Raw genomic sequence first — 18,917 nt, 5'->3', positions numbered from 1 at the left:
TGTCAGCCGTGGGCCATTGGAATATCCGGGGTAAAGAAGTAGGCCAGGCCGAGAATCAGGTAGACGGCCAGCAATTGCACCCCCTTGAGCCAATCCGAACGCCCATCGCCCGCTACCTGGCCGGTGATCAGCACGGCCATCAGCAGGCTCAGTACCAGACCGTTGGAGAACGCCAGATCCATGGGCACGGCGCTGATGAAGTAGCTGGCGAGGATCAGGACCGGCGCGACGAACAAGGCCACCTGGACACTGGAACCAATGGCGATGGACAGCGTGAGGTCCATGCGGTTTTTCATCGCGGCGGAAATGGCCGAGGCATGCTCCGCCGCGTTGCCCAGTATCGCGACGACGAACACCCCCATGAACAGATTGCTCAGGCCCAGCTGGCGAGCGGTGGGTTCAATGGCGGCCACCAGGATTTCACTGACCCAGGCAATCAGGACTGTCGCTACCGCCAGCACCGCTATTGCCTTGCCCCTTGACCAGAGGCCCTCTGTTTGCGATTCGTCCTGAGCCTTGGAATCGCCGGCGAAGTAGCTTCTGTGAGTCACCAGCGAGTACGTCAGGAACAGCCCGTACACCAGCAGCAGGACCAGCGAGATATACAGGCTCAAGCGTTGCAGCCCCATCGGCGCCCGTACGGCGATCACCGCGTTGTACGCTGCAGGCATCACCAGGGCAATGGCGGCCAGTGTCAGCAAGGTCGCCTGGGATCGGGCTGCGGATGCGTTGTAATGCTGTTCGGAATGACGCAGCCCACCGGCGAGCATGGAAGCACCAAGCACCAGCAGGATATTGCCGACGATGGAGCCGGCGATGGACGCCTTGACCACATCGTACAAGCCGGCCCGCATCGCACTGAGGGCGATGATCAGTTCGGTGGCATTGCCAAAGGTCGCATTGAGCAGCCCGCCCACGCCCTCACCGGAGCGCTCCGCCAGTTGCTCGGTGGCCTTGCCCAGCCAACCTGCCAGCGGAATGACCGCCAGCGCTGCCGCCAGGAACACCCACAGATGCTGCTGCGGCACGACAAATTCCAACACGATGGCGATGGGAACGAAGGCCAGCATCCAGATGAGCATCGAGGCGGTCCTCGCACTGAAGAGTACGGATCCATGGCACGCAATCCTGATAAGAATGGTGCGTTGCCAGGCCCGCGTCAAAAGCCTTGCTTAGGCCATTTCGAACTGACAGGTATGTCGATTCCGTTGAAGGATTGCCGGGTCGCAACCGCTCCCCGGTGCTACCTTTCTTGAGCTTTCCATTACACTTTTAGTGTTGGTTCTCTCAATGCCCGGGAGAAATCCATGGTGCTCCCCATCGAGTTCGTCGTCAGGCAGCCCGATCCTGTATGGGTGGTTCACGCCTACGGGATGAACATCACATTTTCCAACCAGATCTCCGCCGAGCAATACGCGGCGAAGCTGGAAGAGCGCGTATGCGCTCCCCACGTCCTGCCTTTGGAAACTCAAAAACACTGGACGGCCGAGCATTTTCGAACGCTGCGGGGCGCCTGATTCTTCCAGCAGATCGCTGGCGCAAGTGACTCATTACAGTCGCTGGATACTCAGCGCTTACCGTCCCACTGCGCCTCACTCATCGCCAGGCGAAACCCCAGATGGGACATCGGATTGGCGGGATCGGAGCCTTGCCTGGCACTGGTTCGAAAGCTGGTGCAATAGCTGTCGCTGCAAAGGAATGACCCGCCGCGAATCACTCGCTGCGGCGCGTTGGCGGCAGCCCCCAGCCCGGGGTCATAGCTGTCGTCGGGCCCCTTCGGATTCACCGATACGCCACCTGCGGGCTGGCGCTCGGTAACGCGTTTGAATGCATCGGTGCGGTACCAGTCCGCAACCCACTGCCAGACGTTGCCGGACATATCGTACAAGCCGTAGGCGTTGGCCGGATAAGTGGCCACCGGCTTGGTGCCGATCTTGAACAGGGTGCTGGCACTGGTCACCGGAAAGGGCTGCGCATCGTTCCAGGTGTTGGTCATCGGCTTGCCGTCCGGCGCGAACTCGTTGCCCCAGGCGTAGGTGGCCTGTTCCAGCCCTCCCCTGGCGGCGTATTCCCACTCGGCCTCCGTCAGCAGGCGCTTGTTGGCCCAGCGCGCGTAGGCCTGGACATCGGCATAGGACACCTGCACCACTGGATGGGCCTCCTTGCCCTCGATGCTGCTTTGCGGGCCAGTCGGGTGACGCCAGTTCGCGCCGGGTACAAAGGCCCACCACTGGCTGAAGTCATTCAACGGAACCGGTCGCTCGCTGCCGACAAACACCATGGCTCCCGGCACCAGCAGGCTGTCGTCCGGCTTTGGCGTGCCGGGTGGCAACTGCACCTTCAAGTCTTCCCAGTCGGGCTTGCGCTCCGCGGTGGTGACATAGCGGGTTTCGGCCACGAACCGGGCGAAGTCGGCATTGGTCACGTCATAGCGATCGACCCAGTAACCCTCCAGCCGCACCTTGTGCGCCGGTCCCTCATTGGGTTGCGCCTTTTGGTGGTCGCTGCCCATCAGGAACTCACCGGAGGGAATCCAGACCATGTTCATCGGGCCGGACTTGCCATCCCCCACCGTCAACGGCGCAGGTCCACGCCAATGCTGATAACCCGCATAAGACAACCCTGCACCCACCACCAGCAACGGGAGTAGCGCCAGGCTCCAGCGTCGGTTCCATGCTCGCATACGCAATTCCTCAGTCATTTCAGATCAATTACAACCTTGGCAATGTCGCCTTCGAACCTGAACGGCGGCTTGTACGTATTGGACACCGGTTGCCCGCTGTCCTCGCCAATGCCAAAGGTGTCGATGCCAAAACGGCCGGCGACGGTTTTGTCGACGCGGCCTTCGGCGACTTGTTTGCCATCGACGAGGATTTTGGCCGTGCCGCCTTTGCCCGGACCCTGGCCGTCGTAGGCAAAGTCCAGCACCACCGTGCTTTTGCCTTTGGGCACGGTTTGCTCGGAGGCCACGACGTAGCGATGCTCCTCGAACCAGTTGTAGTGGAACACCGGTTTGCCTTTGTCGAGGTACAGCGACATGCCCGCCGATACGCCGCCGATCGCCATGATCACGCCGCTGTCCTGGTCACTGTGGGTGTCGATTTGTGCGGTGAGTGTCCACGAGCGGTTCTTCATGTTAGGCGCGGCGGATTCAGCCAGCCGGGTGGCGCCGGCGTAGTAGGTGTATTGCTTCGCATCGGGTTGCGACCCCGGCACACCGGGCTTGGGCACCCTGATGCGTGCCGCACCGCGATCATCCAGGGGGTAGACGTTGTACTGGGTGGCCTGCTGTTCGAATTTCGCCTTCATCTCCTTCAGCTTGTCCGGCATCTGCGCCGCCAGGTCGTTGGACTCGCTGAAGTCCTTGTCCAGGTTGTACAGCTCCCACTTGTCCTCGTCCCATTTGCCGGGCGCCAGGTCCTGGCGCCACGGCAGCGTGTGCTGGGCATCGGCTTTCCAGCCATTGTCATAGATGGAGCGATTGGACAGCACTTCGAAGTACTGCTCCGAGCGCGGCGACGCCGCCTTGGCATCGGTGAACACACTGAGAAAGGAAGCGCCGGCCAGGGGCTTTTGCTGGACGCCGTTGACGCTGACCGGCATGGGCAGGTGCGCCGCTTCGAGAATGGTCGGCACCACATCCACCAGGTGCAGGAACTGGTCGCGGGGCTTGGGATCAGGCTTGATCCTGGCCGGCCACGACACCACCATCGGATTGCGCGTGCCCCCCAGGTGCGAAGCGACCTGCTTGACCCACTGGAACGGTGTGTTGCCGGCCCACGCCCAACCGACCGGGTAATGCGCCTCCGTGGTCGGCCCGCCGATTTCGTCGTAGTACTTGAGGGTGTCCTCGATCGCGGTTTTCTCGCCATTGAGCGACTTGATCTCGTTGATCGTGCCATCCGGCCCGCCCTCGGCCGAAGCACCGTTATCACCGACCATGTACATCACGATGGTGTTCTCGGCACCGGGCAGCGTCTTGACGGTATCCAGCAGACGACCGATCTCGTGATCGGTGAACGCGAAGTAGCCGGCAAAGTTCTCCATCAGGCGGGTATAGAGTTTTTTCTGGTCGGCCGACAGGCTGTCCCAGGCCGGCACCCAATCAGGCCGGGGCGTCAGCTTGGTATCGGGCGGGATGATGCCCATCTCCAGCTGGCGCTGGTAAACCATCTCGCGGTATTTCTCCCAGCCCATGTCGAACTTGCCCTTGAACTGGTCTCGCCATTCCTTGGCGACCTGATGCGGTGCGTGCATCGCGCCCGGCGCGAAGTACATGAAATAGGGTTTGTTGGGGGCCACGCTCTTGGTGTAGCGCAGACGGGAAATGGCCCGATCGGTCATGTCCGTCATCAAGTGGTAGCCCTGCTCCGGCTGGGTCTTGGGCTCTACCGCCGTGGTGTTTTCAAACAGCACCGGATAGTACTGGTTGGTTTCCCCGGCGTTGAAGCCGTAGAAATATTCAAAGCCCATGCCCGTCGGCCAGCGATCGAAAGGGCCGGCCGCCGAGGACTCCCAGTCGGGGGTGTTGTGGTTTTTGCCGAACCACGAGGTGCTGTAGCCGTTGTCCTTGAGGATCTCGCCGATGGTTGCCGTATCGCGTTGAATCAGGGTGCTGTAGTTGGGCAGCCCGGTGGCCCATTCCATCAAAAAGCCATTGCCGGCGTCGTGATGATTGCGCCCGGTCAACAGTGCGGCGCGCGAAGGGCCGCAGATGCCCGTGGTATGGAAGCGATTGAACTTCAGGCCTTCGGACGCAAGCTTGTCCAGATTGGGCGTCGGGATCAGCCCGCCAAAGGTGCTGCTCTGCCCGAAGCCCACGTCATCGAGCAGGATGATCAGCACATTGGGTGCGTCGGCCGGGGCCGTTGGTACTTGCTGCCAGGCTTCCCTGGACTGGGTGTAGTCCTTGCCGATCTTGCCCTCGAAGGGCGACAGCGGAATCGGCAGGACGCTGCGGTCCGGCCAACTGACAGCCGCATCAGCGGCTGTCGCGATATGGGGCAGTGCGCTAATCGAGATCAATATCAGCAATGAACGAGATTTCATCCGACATGCTCCAGAGTCGACGCGCACGACCATCGTCCGCAGTCCGTTGGGCTAGACACCTCTTGATAGAAAAAAAAGCATAGTGCCAAATCGGCGATTGTGTAGCGGCGCGGTTTATCGGGCCCTGCCGTTACTTCACGACTTCAACGGCGGGAAACGAGTACTTCCCTGCCTGCACGTCCTTGCTCGGGCCATACATGCGCAGAACGATGTAGGTGTCCTTCTCGGGAATCGGCAGGAAGTTCGGGTTGCTCGCCTCGCCCGTGGCGCCGAGTTCGATGGTGTACAGGCCATCCTTGCCCGGTTTGAGCGTGCGATCGCCACGGCTGTGACGGTTGAGGTCATTGTGGGCCATCAGCCGGTTGTCGCTGCCGTAGACCGTGAACGACCAGAACTCGCTGACCTGCGGCGCCTTGAAGTGCAGGCGGTAGCGCTTGCCGTTCGAACCGTTGATGGCCTGGCCGTCCGAGCCCTTCACCGCTTGCAGGTAGACGGTTTCATCCGGCGGCAGGCCCCATTGGCCGATGTTGGTCCCCTCGGCGAACAGGTCGCGCTCGCCATCACCCAACTGCTCGCGGGTGCCCAACAACTTGCCGGCATTCTTCATGCTCGGCGCCAGGTCCTTGATGTGCTGCAAGCCGAGCTTTTCGCCCTTCTCGGCCGCTGCCAACTGCTCCTGGGTGAAGTCTTCCTTGCACGGCGCAAGACCGATCGCCTGGTATTGATCGAGCCATTTCTTGTCGGCCGTGCCCATGTCGCCGTCACACAACACGAAGTTCACCCGCTGCAGCCAGTTGCTGTTCGCCGGGTCCGGATAGCTGCGCACCTTGGCCTTGGGGCCAGGCTGGCCCAGGTAGGCGGACAACGTGCGAACGTTCCAGTCGTCCATGTAGGTGAGCGCTTTTTTCTCATCGGCCGGGCCGGTGGCCATGATCCGGCCCATCAGCTTGACCAGATTGGAATCGACCCGAATTACTTCGTCGACGCTGTCAGGCACCGTGCCCTGCCAGGTCCGGGCGGCGAACATGAAATGGCCGCCTTTGTTGTGCCGGGTCCGCGAGCCGATCATCGACGTGGTGTAGTGCCCCATGTCCATGGTGTGCAGGATCCAGTAGCGGCCCTTGTCCATGTCCGGCACGCTGACGATCACCGGTTCCGCAGCCAGGTCCAGCCAGCCTTGCAGGTGCAAAGTGTCGTTGTTGATCGTCGGGTGATCGGTGTAGGTGTCATCGGCCAAATGGCGGATGTTCTGGAAGCGGTTGAGCGGCGTGTCGGTCTTGACGGCGGTGTCGTAGAAAAACTGGTAGGCCTTGTCCATGGAATACGCATAGACGTAGGCATCCTGAGCCAGCTTGTCCGGAATCTCGGCAAAGGCCGAGCAGGCGACGGACAGCAACGATGCAGCGAATAAAACCTTCTTCATGAGTGTTCCTTGTCGACGTGGAGTAAGCCCACGGGGCATTGATCAGTTGACGCGCACCGCCGCCGGTGGCGTCCACTGGCCGCTCAGCACTTCGGGTTTTGGCCAGTAGGTGCGAATGGTCACTTCGAAATCACTGTTGGGCGCCGGCAGCCAGTTGGCTTCCTTGTCCTTGCCCGGTGAGTCGTGCTGCACGTAGAGCGTCAGCGAGCCATCGGCGCCGTACTTCATGTTTTTGCTGTTCTTGGTGCCGAGGGAATAACGGTTCAGCGCGTTCGGCGCGAAGAAGTGCTGCGGGTCGTACAGGGTCAGCGACCAGAAACCCTCGGCCGGTGGCGTCTGGCCTTTGGGGAAGGTCACGGTGTAGCGATGCTCGCCATTGAGGCGCTCGCCCTGCTCATCCACTTCGAGGAAGAAGTAACGGGTTTCCTCGGGCTGGTTGGTGTACATGTTCGACTTGGCGGTCGCGGTACGGGTGAGGTAGTCGTTGCCCCAGCGGGCAACGTTGGTCGGCGAGTTCCAGCCATTGGCCAGGCGCGAGCCATTGGTGCGAAACGAGAACAGCGGCGTCACCGCCTTGTCTTCGGTCTCGACCGCCGCCTTGACGATGGCCTCCTTGATCGCCGGATCCTTCGCCGCGGCGTCCAGCAGCGCTTTCATCATGGCGTAGCGGCTTTCTTCTCCCGCCAGCGGCGGCACCTTGGCGAGGACTTCCGGCAACTGGTCGAAGAATTTCTCGGGGATCACCCAGAGCGCCTCGGCGGCGGTTTTCTGCGGTTGTGGAAAGTGCGGGGTCGCCTTCCAGTCCTTGGTCACGGTCTTGCCGGTGTATTTGCTCAGCGGATAGACCACCACCTGATTGAGGATCGGCTGAACCGCCTTGCGGTCTTCGGCGCTGTCATCCATGAAGGTGCGCGGGCCGACGGCCACCAGCTCGGTCGGTGACTTGATCACCGCCGTGATGCCTTCTGGCACGGTGCCCTTCCAGTTCGGCCCCACGACCAAGTAGTTACCCGGCCGGGTGCCGTACTGTTTGCCCAGTTGGGAGAACTCTTCGCTGCGCGCATCGTAGAGCGCATAGACCCAGAAGCGATCGCCGAAGTCGGGCACCTGCAACACCATCGGATCGTCGTCGGTCGCGCCGTAGCCAAAGCCGTAGACCACATCCTGATTGGGGTGCGCGACCCAACGCTGCTCGGGCGAGATGTAGTCGGTGAGCATGCTGATGTAACCGGGCGGAGCCGCCGGCAGAAAGCCGCCCATCAGTCCGGGCTCCGGTGCCTTGGAGAAGGACGCACGGCGGTTGAACGCGTTGACGATCGGCCAGCCCCACAGGTAGGCGTCTTGCGCAATGATCGCGGCACTGGACGGCGTGATCACGCTGCCGGCCGGTACGCCCGGCACTTCGGAGGCAGGCTTGCCCGCCGAGTATTCCGCGGCCTGAACGGTGCCCGCCAGAGCCGCGCTCATGGCCAGGGCAAGCAACGAGCAGCTAAAGAGATTTCTCATTCGATTCAAGCTCCTTGAAGTATTCGGGTCAGGGAAAAAAACCCGGCTCAAACCGGAGAGCCGGGTGCATCGGCAATGAGTCCGACAAGTGTCGATGACCTTCCCTTGATGGCCGAACCGCCGTGCAACGACGGCTCGGTAAACCGCAACCGCTACAGCGCCTTTGCCCCTTTTTCGGCCGGCAGCAACCACGCGGCCAGCGCCGGCAACAGCAGGATGGCGCCGAGCATGTTCACCAGGAACATGAACGCCAGCAAGATGCCCATGTCGGCCTGGAACTTGAGGTTGGAGTACGCCCAGGTGGCAATCGACAGGGTCATGGTGACCGCCGTGAACACCGAGGCCGTGCCGCGCTGCTTGAGCGCTTCGACAAAGGCTTCGCGCAAGTTCAAGCCGCTTTCATGCATCTCGTGCTTGATGCGCTCGAACAGGTAGATCCCGTAGTCCACGCCGACACCCACACCCAGCGCCACCACCGGCAAGGTGTTGACCTTGACGCCGATGCCCAGCAACGCCATCAGCGCGTTGCACAGCACCGTCACCAGCGCCAACGGGATGATCACGCAGAGGGTGATGCGCACACTGCGGAACATCCACAGGCACAGCAACGACACCGAAGCAAACAGCGCACCGTTGACCAGCTTGTCGCCGGCATGCACCACCTCGTTGGTCGCCGCCATCACGCCGACGTTGCCCGACGCCAGCTGGAAGCTGACCTGGTCGTTGTCGTAGGCGGCCTTGAAGGCTTTGATCTTGTTCATCAGCTCACTGATGGTCTCGGCCTGGTGGTCCTTGGTGTAGATGGACACCGGGATCGCATTGCAGGCGCTGTTCATGTACTCGGTGCCGACCCGGGTGGCGAAGCCGACGCCCTGGGCGATCTGCGCCGTGGGTTCGGGCAGGACCCGCCACTTCAGATCGGTTTCGGCGTAGGCCTGGGTGATGTTGCCGACGAAGCCGGCCAGACTGCGCACCGACGACACGCCCGGATCCTGGCGCAGGTACAGCTCCAGTTCGCTGATCGGGTCGAGCACTTCGCGCTTGACGCAAGGCGTCTCGTCGCCCTGGGCCTTGACGATCACCTGCAGCAGATCGACGCCAATGGCGAAGTCACGGGTGATGACGGCCACGTCCTGGTTGTAACGCGAGTCCGCACGCAGCTCCGGCACACCGGCACCGATGTCGCCCACGTGCAGGTTGCGCGCTTCGTACAAACCCCAGCCCGTCAGCAACCCGGCGCACAACAGCGCCCAGGCCGCCCCGCGACGGGTCGCCAACACGCCAAGCCGTTCCCACAGCCCGGCGCCCAGGGTTTCCTTGCCGCGCAGCTTTTGCGCATCGGCGGCGGAAAGGCGCATGAACGACAGCAGGATCGGCAGCAGCATCTTGTTGGTGACGATCATCACCGACACACCGAGGGTCGCGGTGATCGCCAGTTCGCGGACCATCTCAATGTCCACCAGCGCGATCACCATGAAGCCCAATGCGTTGGCCAGCAGCGCCACGGCGCCGGGCACGAACAGTTTCTGGAAGCAGTTGCGCGAAGCGGTGACGCCATCGGCGCCATTGAGGGTTTCGAGTTTCCAGGCGTTGGTCATCTGCACCGCGTGGGAAACACCGATGGAGAAGATCAAAAACGGCACCAGGATCGACATCGGATCAAGGGTCAGCTTCACCAGCGGCAGCAGGCCCAGCAGCCACACCACCGGCACCATTGCGCAGATCAGCGCCCAACCGGTCAACATCAGCGAGCCGCAGTACCAGTACAACAGCAGTGCGCTGATGACGAAGGCGATGATGAAAAATACCAGCACGTCGCTGGCGCCCTCGGCGATGTCGCCGATGGACTTGGCGAAGCCGATGATGTGAATGCTGATGCCGTTGCCCTGGTTGTCCTGGCGAATCTGCTCCAGCTTTTTCGCCACTTCTTGCAGGTCCAGGCGCTGGCCGGTAATCGGGTCGGTTTCCTGCAGGTTGGCCACGACCATGGCCGAGGACAGGTCGTTGGAAACGATACGGCCGACCCAGTCGGACTTCAGCGTGCGCTCACGCACCTGGGCAATCTGCTGGGGCGTGCCGGAGTAGCTGGAGTCCACCAGGTTGCCGCCAGTGAAACCGTCTTCGACCACTTCGGTGTAGCGCACGTTGGAGGTGAACAGCGAAGTCACGGAACTGCGCTCGACGCCGTTGATGAAGAACACCTCATCCGAGACCTTGCGCAACGCCGCCATGGCCTCGGGGGTGAAAATTTCCCCGTTGTTGTTCTTCACCGCCACCAACACTTTGTTGGCGCCGCCGAAGTCCTTCTGGTACTCGAGGAAGGTCTTCATGTACTCGTGGTGCAGCGGGATCATCTTGAAGAAGCCGGCCTCGACCTTGAGATTGGTCGCGCTGTAGCCCAGCCCCAGGGTGATCAGGATGAACAGCGCCAACAAGGGTTTGCGCTGGTGAAAGATCCAGTAGGACACCCGGCCCACAAGGCCGCCGGCAAAGTCCTGGCGCGCCAGCTCATCGGCATCCTTTACGTATTTTTCCTGAATGCTCATGGACGCTTATTCCTTTCGCTCGGTCAGGTTTGCATCGAGCGACGCGACGCCCCGGTCGCCGACCGTGAGCAGTTGTCCGTCGTCCAGTTGCAGGGCCTTGGCCAGGCTTTTATGGGTGGAAGGCAATGGCTTGAAGCTGCGCCCCTGATCGTCGCTGGCCAGCAGCAGACCGCTGTTGCCAAACACCAGGATGCGCCCGGTTTTCAGCTCGATGGCGCCGTTGAAGGCGAAGGTGGTGGCGCTGTCGCGCTGGGTCCAGGTTTGCCCGCCATCGCTGGACAGCCACAGGTTGCCGCGCATGCCGTAGATCAGCAGATCGCCGTTGCTGATCTGCAAGGCACCGAACAGGCTGCCGGCGTAAGGGCTGTTCAAAGCCTGCCAGGTCTCGCCGTGATCGCTGGATTTGGCCAGGGTGCCGCTCTCGCCCACCAGCAGGCTGTCGCCGTTGGCCAGGCGGATGATCTGGGAAATGTGCCGGTCGAAATCGCCGTCCAGCAACGGGATGCGCTCCCAGGTCGCACCGTTGTCCTTCGACAACAGGTACAGGCCGAACGCGCCCCAGGCCGCCATGTGCCCGTCACCCAGCAACACGACCCCCAGCAACGAATCGCCGTTGGCGTCGGTCTCGACCGCCGCCCAGTGTTGCCCGCCGTCCTCGGTGCGCAACAGCGTGCCGCCATGGCCGACGGCCACACCGACCTGCGCATCGGCGAAAACCACGCCGGACAGGGTGCGGGTGGTCGGAGTGCGCACAGTGCTCCAGGCCCGGGCCTTTTCGTCGGCGATCAGCACCACGCCGCGCTCGCCCACGGCGACCAGGTGCTGGCCGTTGTCGGCGATGTTCAGCAGGAACACGTGATCCGGGCTGATCTGGTAGTCGAGCCTCGGCGCTTCGGCGTGCACGGCGCTGGCGAGCAGGCCCAGGCCAACGCCCGACAGTAAATTCAGGTGGCGTAACGACATAGCAAGGATTCCGGTGTGCGGACGAACTGCCGGGCGGCAGTTCGTCGCGTGTTGAACGAACAGGTCAGCCGATCACTTGCCCATGCGTCGCAGTGCGTCCGGCTGGAAGTCGACGAAACGCCCCTTGATCCCGAACTTCCACGGCTGCGCTTCCTCGTTGGCCAGACCGGCCAGGTAGTAGCCACCGTTGCTCAGGTCATGCCAGATGTTGGCGCGATACCACGGCACTTGCGCGTCGTAGAACTGCACCAGCGGGTGCACACCGATGCGCCACAGGGTGCCGCGGGTGTCGTAGGCGTCGCTGGCCAGCACGGTCCAGGAGTCCTCGTCGAGGTACATCACGCGCTTGCCATAGACGTGCTTCGCGTCCGGGCGCAGGGTCCCTTCCACCACCCAGACACGGTGCAGCTCATAGCGCATGAAATCCGGGTTCGGAGTGTTGGCGGTGAGGATGTCCTTGTACTTGGCCTGCTTGGAACCGAGCTTGTAGTCGTTGTACGGCACGTACATCTCGCGCTTGCCGATCAGCTTCCAGTCGAAGCGATCCGGCGCGCCGTTGTAGCCGTCGAAGTCGTCGGTCACCCGCAGGCCTTCGGTGCCATCGTTGACGTTGTCGTAGGCCAGGTCCGGTGCGCGACGCACGCGGCGCTGGCCGACGTTGTAGATCCACGCCGAACGCACTTCCTTGACCTGGTCGATCGGTTCCTGCACCAGTTGCACGGTGCCGGCCAGGGTGGCCGGGGAAATGAAACGTGCCGAGTAGTTGAGCAGGCGGTTGTCCGACTGCTTGTCCATGTTGGAATCGAACACGCGGTTTTCTTCGATGCGCAAGGCGTAGTAGTCACCGCCGCCGCGAACCGGGAACGACGCATAGGTGCGCTGCAGGCCACCGCCGAGGTAGCGCACGTTGTGGTTCCAGATCGCTTCCAGGCCGTTCTTCGGAATCGGGAACGGCGTGGTCGAACCGTTCAGGTTGCTCACGCCGAAACCATTGAGTTCAGCGTGCACCGCTTCCTGCTTGACCTTGTCGGCAATCGCCGCCGGAACCATGGCGGTACGATGGGTCGGATAGACCGGCATCGAGAAGCTCGGGTACTTGGCCAATAGCGCCTGCATGCCCGGGGTGATCTTGTCCTTGTACTGGGCAAGGTTGGCGGCGGTGATGGTGAACAGCGGTTTCTCGCTGGCGAACGGGTCGACATAACCCTGCTCCGGGCTCCAGCCGGCCGGCGGCTGGGCCAGGCCTCCGGTGTACGCCGGGATGGAGCCATCGGCGTTGCCGGCCATTTCGCCGCCCAGCGGCGTCAGGTCCTTGCCCAGGCGGGCGGCCTGGTCGGCGGTGATCTGGGCGTGGGCCTGGCTGCTCAGGGCGAGCAGCAAGGCAGACGCCATGCCGCTCAGGCGCGCGGCACGAACAATCTTGTTCATCGGACTTACCTCTTATTGTTATGTCAGAAGCTGTAGCTGTAATTGGCGGCGTAGAAATCGCGGTCGTGCAGCGGGTCGTATTCGGCGCTGTTGTCGAAACTCACGTAGCTGAAGTCGAGCTTGTGCTGCTTGTTGTAATCAAAGGTGATGCCGATGGCCGAAGTCACGCGGCCCTCGTTGAACTGGCCGTCCATCGACACACCGTCCACGTCCTGGCCGAGGAAGGCATAGGGCGATGCGGTGATGCTGGTGCCGAGGAAGTTGTTGTAATCGAGCTGGCCGCGCAGGCGATAACCCCAGGCGAAGTCGGTGACATAGCCCTGGTTCTTGCAGCCTGCCGGGCTGCTGTTGCGCAGGCTGGCCACCGGACTGGTACAGGTGTCGCCACCCGCCGGAATCGTCGGTGACGAGCCCAGGCCGTAGATGAAGCCGCGACCGTAACGGCGGTCATCGTCACTCTGGCCGATGTTGTTCCACTGGAAGCCCACCTCGGCCACTACCGTCAGGTTCTCGGCCTTGAGCACATTGGGGAACACATTGACGCCGTTGACCTGGAACTGGGTTTTCTCATAGCGATCCCAGCCCGCGGTAAACGCCGAGCTCTGCACTTTCACCGACTGCAGCAGGTCAGCCGCCGGGCCGACGCCCGCCAGCGCGCCGTTGAGCAAGTCGGCACCGTTGATCTGTGCCGGCTGGTTAGGCGAATAGCTGAGTTCCGAACCAATCGACCAGCCGCCCAGGGTGGTGCTGAAGCTCAGGCCGTACAGGCGGATGTTTTCCGGGTATTCCCAGCTCGGCCCAACGAACTGGCCCTGGGCGTTGCGCGCCACCGCCCCCGGCGTACCGGCGTTGGGGAACTCCGACAGCGCCGCCGAATCGGTGCTGCGCATGCCCAGGTACGGGGTGCGCGAGTGATAGTTGAGGTAGTACAGGCCCAGCTCGCCATCGAGCGCCTCAAGCGGGAAGCGGAACGCCACGCCCCACTGTCCGCTGTTGTGCGGGTCCTGGCCTTTGACTTCCGGCAAGTAGGCGCCGGCGGCAATCTTGGCCGGCGACGACGGATTGGTGCCGCCGAGGAAGGTGCCCAACTGGCAATCGCCGAAGTCCTGGCCGACCGCACTCTCGGTCACCGACCAGTAGTGGCCGCAACCCTCGATGGCAGTGGCTTCGTACTTGAGCTGGTAGAACGCCTCCATGGAAATCCCGGCCGGCAGGCCGATGTTGACGTAGCCCATCCACACCGGGATCAAGGCTTCCTTCAACTCGGTGCCGGGGCGGCGCAGGGCCGGCACGTCCAGCGGGTTGATCTGGTTGATACCCTGGATGTAGGCACTCTCGCCCCAGTTGACCACCTGGCGACCCAGGCGCACCTGCACCGGGGTTTCATCGAGGTACCAGGTGTTGAAGGCGTAGGCATCGAGCAGGTAGACACCGCTGAATTTCTGCAGGTCGGCATAACCGTCGTCGTTGAGCGGCTTCTTGCGATAGCCGTTGGAGGCGCTGCCGAAATTGACGTCTTCGTCCTTCAGCGCTTCGTCGTACCAGCCCTTGACCCGAACCAGGCCGCCCATGTCGCCGTTGCGCAGCGACAGATCGGTGACGAACTTGGCGATGGTCGAGACGCGGTCACCCTTGTCGTAGTTGAGGTTGCCGGCATCCACCGAACCACCGGTGCCACCGGACTTGCCCAGCAACGCGCCGTTGGCAGCGCTGTAAAGCCCCTTGTCCTGGCTCTCGGCTCGCCATTGCGAACCCACCGACAGCGTGGTGTTCCACTCCCCTTCCCAGCCGTTTTCCATCTGGAACGGCATCGCCTGGACCGACCCTGCCGTGATGCAGGCAATGGCCACGGCGAGCGGTTTGATGAACGTACGGACACTTTTATTCTTGTTGTGCATGCAGATCTCCGCCATCGCCCTTACCGTGCGAGCCGGGTTCGGCCCTTGGGTGAGCGTTCTTGTTTGTTTGAACAAGCATGCCTAGCGGTCACCCGGAACCATTTGTCCGTTCATGTCAGATTTTTGTCATTTGATGCCATTCAGTGGTTGAGGGCTGTTAGCGCGAAGCAAAAACACAGAGGATGTCCTCGCCCCTGAAACCCGACACTGGAAACCGGAAGCCACCACCGTGACCGAGCTGATAAAAACCACTTCCCTGACCGGCTACCCGCAACTCGTAAGGGACCTGGGTGGCGACCCGGACGATCTGCTGGGCCAGATGAACATCGACCCGAAGCTGCTCGACAACGGTTCGGCGGTCCTGCCGTACCGCGCCCTGATCAACCTGCTGGAGTTGAGCGCCGAACAGTTGCAATGCATCGACTTCGGCCTGCGCCTGGCCGAGCGGCAAAGCATCATGATCCTCGGGCCGTTGGCGGTGGTGGCGCAAAGCGCGCGCAATTTCGGTGAGGCGCTGGGCGAGATCATTCGCTTCCTGCACATCTACAGCCCCGGCGTGCTGGTGCACCTGGACACCGACATCGACCCGGTGCACCCCTATCTGATTTACGAGTGCCGCCTGCGTCCGGCACCGCGCCAACGGCAGATCATCGAGCTGTCTTTGGGGGTGATGTTCAAGACGTTGCAGATGCTCTACGGACCGGGGTTCCGCCCACACTCGGTGCTGTCGCGAACCGAATCCAGCCTGCCGCAAAGTCGCTATCAGCGTTTTTTTGGTGCCCGGACCTATTTCGGCCAGGCCCACACCGCACTGGTGCTGATGCCCGATTGCCTGGGCAAGCCCATCGATCAGCACAACCATCAGTTGCACGAAACGATGATGGATTACATCAGCAGCATCGGTGCCGGCAACCCGCTGGACATTGGCAGCCAGGTCGAAGACTCGATCCGCCGCCTGCTGCCGACCCAACGCTGCGCCCTGCCGTTGATTGCCGAACGACTGGGCATGCGTGAACGCTCATTGCAGCGACGCCTGGCGGAAAGCGATCGGGTGTTCGAGGACATGGTCGAAGAGGTGCGCCAGGAACTGGCCGAGCTGTACCTGAGCGAAGCGACGATGCCCATGGCGCAGATCGCCGGCCTGCTCGGTTATGCCGAGCAAAGCTCGTTCAACCGCGCCTGCAAGCGCTGGTACGGGGTGACACCGCGCGCACGACGCACACAACTGCGCGCCGACCAACAGAGTGTTGGCCGGCGCTCAGGACTTTGATGCGGGGGGCAACATCAGGGGTAAGTGATGATGATCTTCGCGTGCTGATCCGGCTGGGCCAGGCTATCGAAGGCACCGGCCACTTCATCCAGTGACACCTTGCCCGTGATCATCGGTGCGCCATCCAGCTTGCCGTCAGCCAGGGCATGCAGCGTGTGCGCAAACTCTTCGCCGGTATAGCCGAACGAGAAGTGCACGTTCATTTCCTTGCTGATACCGATCAGCGGCTCGATCCGGTCACTCTCCATGCACACCCCCACCACGATCAGGCGCGAGCGCGGCGCGGCATGCTGCATCACCTGCTGGATCAGCCCCGGAACGCCCACGCACTCGAACACCACGCAAGGCTTGGGTTGCGGGCCCAGCCCAAGCAGCGCCATCGGGCCGTTGATGTCGTAACCCTCGGGCGCCGCCACCTGCAACCAGGACTGGTACGGCGACTGCTCGGCGGGATTGACCACCACGTCCGCGCCCATTTTTTCCGCCAGTGCACGGCGTCCGGGGGAAAAGTCCGAGGCCACCACCGGGCCGATGCCACGGGATTTCAGTATCGCAATCACCGCCAGGCCAATCGGCCCGCAACCAATCACCACCGGCACTTCGCTGCCATCCAGGCGAGCGCGGTTCACCGCGTGGGCCGCCACGGTCAGGGGTTCGGTCAGCGCCGCGATGTCCGCCGGCAGATCCCCCGGCACCGGCATCAACATCTGCTCGGCCAGCACCATCTGCTCGCCGTAACCACCGGGATAACGGTTGGAAAAACCGATGTGGTGGAAGTGTTGCGGGGTGATCACGAACGGCAGTGAACACACCCGCGTACCGACCTTGAGTTTCTTATCGCTGCCCGGCCCATGGTCGAGGATCTCGGCGCAGTATTCGTGGCCGAACACCACGTCCTGCTTGTCGTCGAAGGCAATCGGGATGTGGCCGCGCTTGAAGTTGGCCAGCACATGCTCGCAGTGATGGAACATGTGCAGGTCCGAGCCGCAGATCCCGCAGGCCAGTGTCTTGACCAGCACCTCGCCCTGCCCCGGCTCCGGCGAGGCGATCGAATCTACCCGCAATTGCTTGTCACGCATGACAACCGCTTTCATGGCATTTCTCCGTATCAGGTTGAGCCGCCGGCAGCCGGCGGCGTGCAGGGCTCAGCTCAGTTGGCCGACTTCGCGCAGCCAGGCTTCGGAACGGCGCAGGCCTTCATCGAGGCTGACCTTGGGCGCGTAACCCAGCAGGCGCCGGGCCTTGTCGATGGAAATGCCCCCGGTGCGCGAGAACATGTACATGGCGTCGGGCGTCACCTCATCGGCACGCTTGAGCAGGCGATTGATGCTCCAGATCCCCCGCGTCAGCAGCACCGCCAGCCCCAGCGGCAAGCTGCGCGGCGCACCAGTGCGCCCGGCCCAGCGCCAGTGGTTGCTGAAGAACTCGCGGCAACTGACCGACTCGCTGGCACTGATGTGGAAGATCTGCCCGCTCGCCTGGGGCAAGCCGGCCGCCAGCATCACGCCATCGAGCAGGTCTTCGATGTACACCGGCGTCCAGCGACCCTTGCCGGCATTGGGCAGGATCAGTGCCCCGGCCTTGGCCATCTTCAACGGCTCGCTGAGCCAGGCGCGCGAGCCGGGACCATAGACATCGCCGGGACGAACGATGGTGCAATCGATCTCGCCCGCGGCATGGGCCGCCAGCACCACGTGCTCGCTGGCGCCCTTGGCTACGCCGTAGCGATAGTGATCGCCGATCACCACGTCACTGCGCTCGTCCGCCTGCTCGGCGTACTCCCAGCCCAATGCGGCGATGGAAGAAAACTGCACAAAACGCCGGGCGCCGCCGGCGATGGCCACGTCCAGGCAATGCCGCACACCGCGCACCGACACTTCGCGGTACTGCTTCCACGGCGCGGCCAGCGAAACCACCGCCGCCGTGTTGATGAACAACTCGCAACCCTGGGCGTGCTGTGCCCACTGCTGCGGACGGGTCAGGTCACCGGCAACGACGTTATTGGCCGGGTCGGCACGCAGATCCATGCCACGCACCTCGGCCCCCAACGCGCGATACCGACGCGCCAGGGCCTGGCCAATGAATCCGCTGGCACCTGTGATGAATACCGAGCGCGGCACATCGGGCGTCTGCCCCTGAGCGCCGACCGGCATGAGGGAATGGCTCATCGAGCACTCTCCGGAAAAGGAAGGATTGGACGGACGCCACGGCGCCCGTCACGCGTGCTCAACCGACGGTGTAGCCGGCGTTGCCCGGGCGGATGTAACGGGCCGGTTCCAGGCCGCGCTCCTTCACCAGACGCTCGATGATTTGCATGATGTCGGTGGCGTCCATGACGTTAACGAAGTTGCCGTCCTGGTCGAAGTTGATGTTGGCGCCGTAGACCACCATGAAAGTGTCGGTAGGCTCGGTGTTGTCTTCCGGCACCATGAAGGTATGAATCGAACCACCTGGCTCGTAGAGGTAGCTGCCCGCGGTCTGCGGCTGATCCGGGTACTCCACGTAGTGCCAGCGACCGGACATGGTGAACAGGTGCACGGGGCCGGTGTGGTAGTGGCAAGGCAGGCGCACGCCCGGCTGGAAAATCACCCGCAACGTCCAGATGCCCAGGTTCGGGTCAAGGTACAAAGGCTGTACGTCTACACCGGGAAAATAAGGCGCCATCGCATCCTTATAGATCGGCATTTCGTTGGTGTTGAGTGTCAGCAGTTCTTTGTGATCGAAGATCGGCGTAGGCATCGGCATTTTTTATTTTCCTCATGCGGGCTATGGTCGGGACCAGTGCTGCGTCCTGTCGCCATATTGAGGTGGCGCCCGCCTGAAGAATTGTCATT

14 protein-coding genes are annotated in these 18,917 nt (G+C 62.5%); 2 read left to right on the top strand and 12 right to left on the bottom strand.

The features are described 5' to 3' along the window. Positions 1-2 precede the first annotated feature (2 nt). The gene (gene cax / locus DKY63_RS00070; RefSeq protein ID WP_110962203.1) at positions 3-1,082 is read right to left on the bottom strand and encodes a calcium/proton exchanger; all 1,080 of its coding nucleotides are present in this window, start codon (positions 1,080-1,082) and stop codon (positions 3-5) included. 225 nt (positions 1,083-1,307) lie between these two features. Here cax and DKY63_RS00065 point away from each other — a divergent pair, with 225 nt between their 5' ends. After that, the gene (locus DKY63_RS00065; RefSeq protein ID WP_110962202.1) at positions 1,308-1,517 is read left to right on the top strand and encodes a hypothetical protein; all 210 of its coding nucleotides are present in this window, start codon (positions 1,308-1,310) and stop codon (positions 1,515-1,517) included. 50 nt (positions 1,518-1,567) lie between these two features. On the opposite strand, the gene DKY63_RS00060 is transcribed toward DKY63_RS00065, so the two are convergent. The 8 genes from DKY63_RS00060 to DKY63_RS00025 all read right to left on the bottom strand — a co-directional run bounded on the left by DKY63_RS00060 (position 1,568) and on the right by DKY63_RS00025 (position 14,813). Further along, entirely contained in the window at positions 1,568-2,683 is a 1,116-nt protein-coding gene (locus DKY63_RS00060; protein WP_110962201.1) for a formylglycine-generating enzyme family protein, read from the bottom strand. Between the two features lie 14 nt (positions 2,684-2,697). Continuing rightward, positions 2,698-5,049, bottom strand: coding sequence for a sulfatase-like hydrolase/transferase (locus DKY63_RS00055; protein WP_110962200.1), 2,352 nt, complete (start codon positions 5,047-5,049; stop codon positions 2,698-2,700). A 130-nt stretch (positions 5,050-5,179) separates the two neighbouring features. Next, the gene (locus tag DKY63_RS00050; RefSeq protein ID WP_110962199.1) at positions 5,180-6,472 is read right to left on the bottom strand and encodes a DUF1254 domain-containing protein; all 1,293 of its coding nucleotides are present in this window, start codon (positions 6,470-6,472) and stop codon (positions 5,180-5,182) included. 42 nt (positions 6,473-6,514) lie between these two features. Beyond that, positions 6,515-7,978 (bottom strand): DUF1254 domain-containing protein, encoded by a 1,464-nt coding sequence (locus DKY63_RS00045; RefSeq protein ID WP_204354282.1) that lies wholly within the window; start codon positions 7,976-7,978, stop codon positions 6,515-6,517. A gap of 152 nt (positions 7,979-8,130) precedes the next feature. After that, positions 8,131-10,524, bottom strand: coding sequence for an efflux RND transporter permease subunit (locus DKY63_RS00040; RefSeq protein ID WP_110962197.1), 2,394 nt, complete (start codon positions 10,522-10,524; stop codon positions 8,131-8,133). Positions 10,525-10,530: 6 nt separating this feature from the next. Then, positions 10,531-11,487 (bottom strand): WD40/YVTN/BNR-like repeat-containing protein, encoded by a 957-nt coding sequence (locus tag DKY63_RS00035; RefSeq protein WP_110962196.1) that lies wholly within the window; start codon positions 11,485-11,487, stop codon positions 10,531-10,533. 72 nt (positions 11,488-11,559) lie between these two features. Continuing rightward, a complete protein-coding gene (locus tag DKY63_RS00030) occupies positions 11,560-12,915 on the bottom strand; it encodes a DUF1329 domain-containing protein (protein WP_110962195.1) in 1,356 nt (451 codons plus the stop codon). Positions 12,916-12,938: 23 nt separating this feature from the next. After that, complete coding sequence (locus DKY63_RS00025; protein ID WP_110967807.1) at positions 12,939-14,813, bottom strand: DUF1302 domain-containing protein; 1,875 nt, start codon at positions 14,811-14,813, stop codon at positions 12,939-12,941. Positions 14,814-15,042: 229 nt separating this feature from the next. On the opposite strand from DKY63_RS00025, the gene DKY63_RS00020 reads away from it, so the two are divergent. After that, positions 15,043-16,083 carry an AraC family transcriptional regulator gene (locus DKY63_RS00020; protein ID WP_110962194.1) on the top strand — a complete coding sequence of 347 codons (1,041 nt, stop codon included), beginning with the start codon at positions 15,043-15,045 and terminating at the stop codon, positions 16,081-16,083. Positions 16,084-16,097: 14 nt separating this feature from the next. On the opposite strand, the gene DKY63_RS00015 is transcribed toward DKY63_RS00020, so the two are convergent. Genes DKY63_RS00015 through DKY63_RS00005 form a run of 3 tightly spaced genes read right to left on the bottom strand, consistent with a single transcriptional unit; the run spans position 16,098 to position 18,828 of the window. Continuing rightward, positions 16,098-17,177 carry a zinc-binding dehydrogenase gene (locus DKY63_RS00015; protein WP_110962193.1) on the bottom strand — a complete coding sequence of 360 codons (1,080 nt, stop codon included), beginning with the start codon at positions 17,175-17,177 and terminating at the stop codon, positions 16,098-16,100. A gap of 51 nt (positions 17,178-17,228) precedes the next feature. Next, complete coding sequence (locus tag DKY63_RS00010) at positions 17,229-18,251, bottom strand: NAD-dependent epimerase/dehydratase family protein (RefSeq protein ID WP_204354281.1); 1,023 nt, start codon at positions 18,249-18,251, stop codon at positions 17,229-17,231. 58 nt (positions 18,252-18,309) lie between these two features. Continuing rightward, on the bottom strand, positions 18,310-18,828 hold the full coding sequence (locus tag DKY63_RS00005) for a 2,4'-dihydroxyacetophenone dioxygenase family protein (protein WP_110962192.1): 519 nt from the start codon (positions 18,826-18,828) through the stop codon (positions 18,310-18,312). Between the last annotated feature and the right edge of the window lie 89 nt (positions 18,829-18,917).

The sequence above is a fragment of the Pseudomonas putida genome (genome assembly GCF_003228315.1).
Lineage (GTDB): Bacteria > Pseudomonadota > Gammaproteobacteria > Pseudomonadales > Pseudomonadaceae > Aquipseudomonas > Aquipseudomonas putida_S.
Note: the sequence above shows the minus strand (reverse complement) of the source record. Positions and strands in the feature narration are given on the sequence as shown.

Coding starts and splice junctions, on each gene's coding strand:
- cax (WP_110962203.1), bottom strand. CDS start 1,082: ATGCTCATCTGGATGCTGGCCTTCGTTCCCATCGCCATCGTGTTGGAA.
- DKY63_RS00065 (WP_110962202.1), top strand. CDS start 1,308: ATGGTGCTCCCCATCGAGTTCGTCGTCAGGCAGCCCGATCCTGTATGG.
- DKY63_RS00060 (WP_110962201.1), bottom strand. CDS start 2,683: ATGCGAGCATGGAACCGACGCTGGAGCCTGGCGCTACTCCCGTTGCTG.
- DKY63_RS00055 (WP_110962200.1), bottom strand. CDS start 5,049: ATGAAATCTCGTTCATTGCTGATATTGATCTCGATTAGCGCACTGCCC.
- DKY63_RS00050 (WP_110962199.1), bottom strand. CDS start 6,472: ATGAAGAAGGTTTTATTCGCTGCATCGTTGCTGTCCGTCGCCTGCTCG.
- DKY63_RS00045 (WP_204354282.1), bottom strand. CDS start 7,978: ATGAGAAATCTCTTTAGCTGCTCGTTGCTTGCCCTGGCCATGAGCGCG.
- DKY63_RS00040 (WP_110962197.1), bottom strand. CDS start 10,524: ATGAGCATTCAGGAAAAATACGTAAAGGATGCCGATGAGCTGGCGCGC.
- DKY63_RS00035 (WP_110962196.1), bottom strand. CDS start 11,487: ATGTCGTTACGCCACCTGAATTTACTGTCGGGCGTTGGCCTGGGCCTG.
- DKY63_RS00030 (WP_110962195.1), bottom strand. CDS start 12,915: ATGAACAAGATTGTTCGTGCCGCGCGCCTGAGCGGCATGGCGTCTGCC.
- DKY63_RS00025 (WP_110967807.1), bottom strand. CDS start 14,813: ATGCACAACAAGAATAAAAGTGTCCGTACGTTCATCAAACCGCTCGCC.
- DKY63_RS00015 (WP_110962193.1), bottom strand. CDS start 17,177: ATGAAAGCGGTTGTCATGCGTGACAAGCAATTGCGGGTAGATTCGATC.
- DKY63_RS00010 (WP_204354281.1), bottom strand. CDS start 18,251: ATGAGCCATTCCCTCATGCCGGTCGGCGCTCAGGGGCAGACGCCCGAT.
- DKY63_RS00005 (WP_110962192.1), bottom strand. CDS start 18,828: ATGCCGATGCCTACGCCGATCTTCGATCACAAAGAACTGCTGACACTC.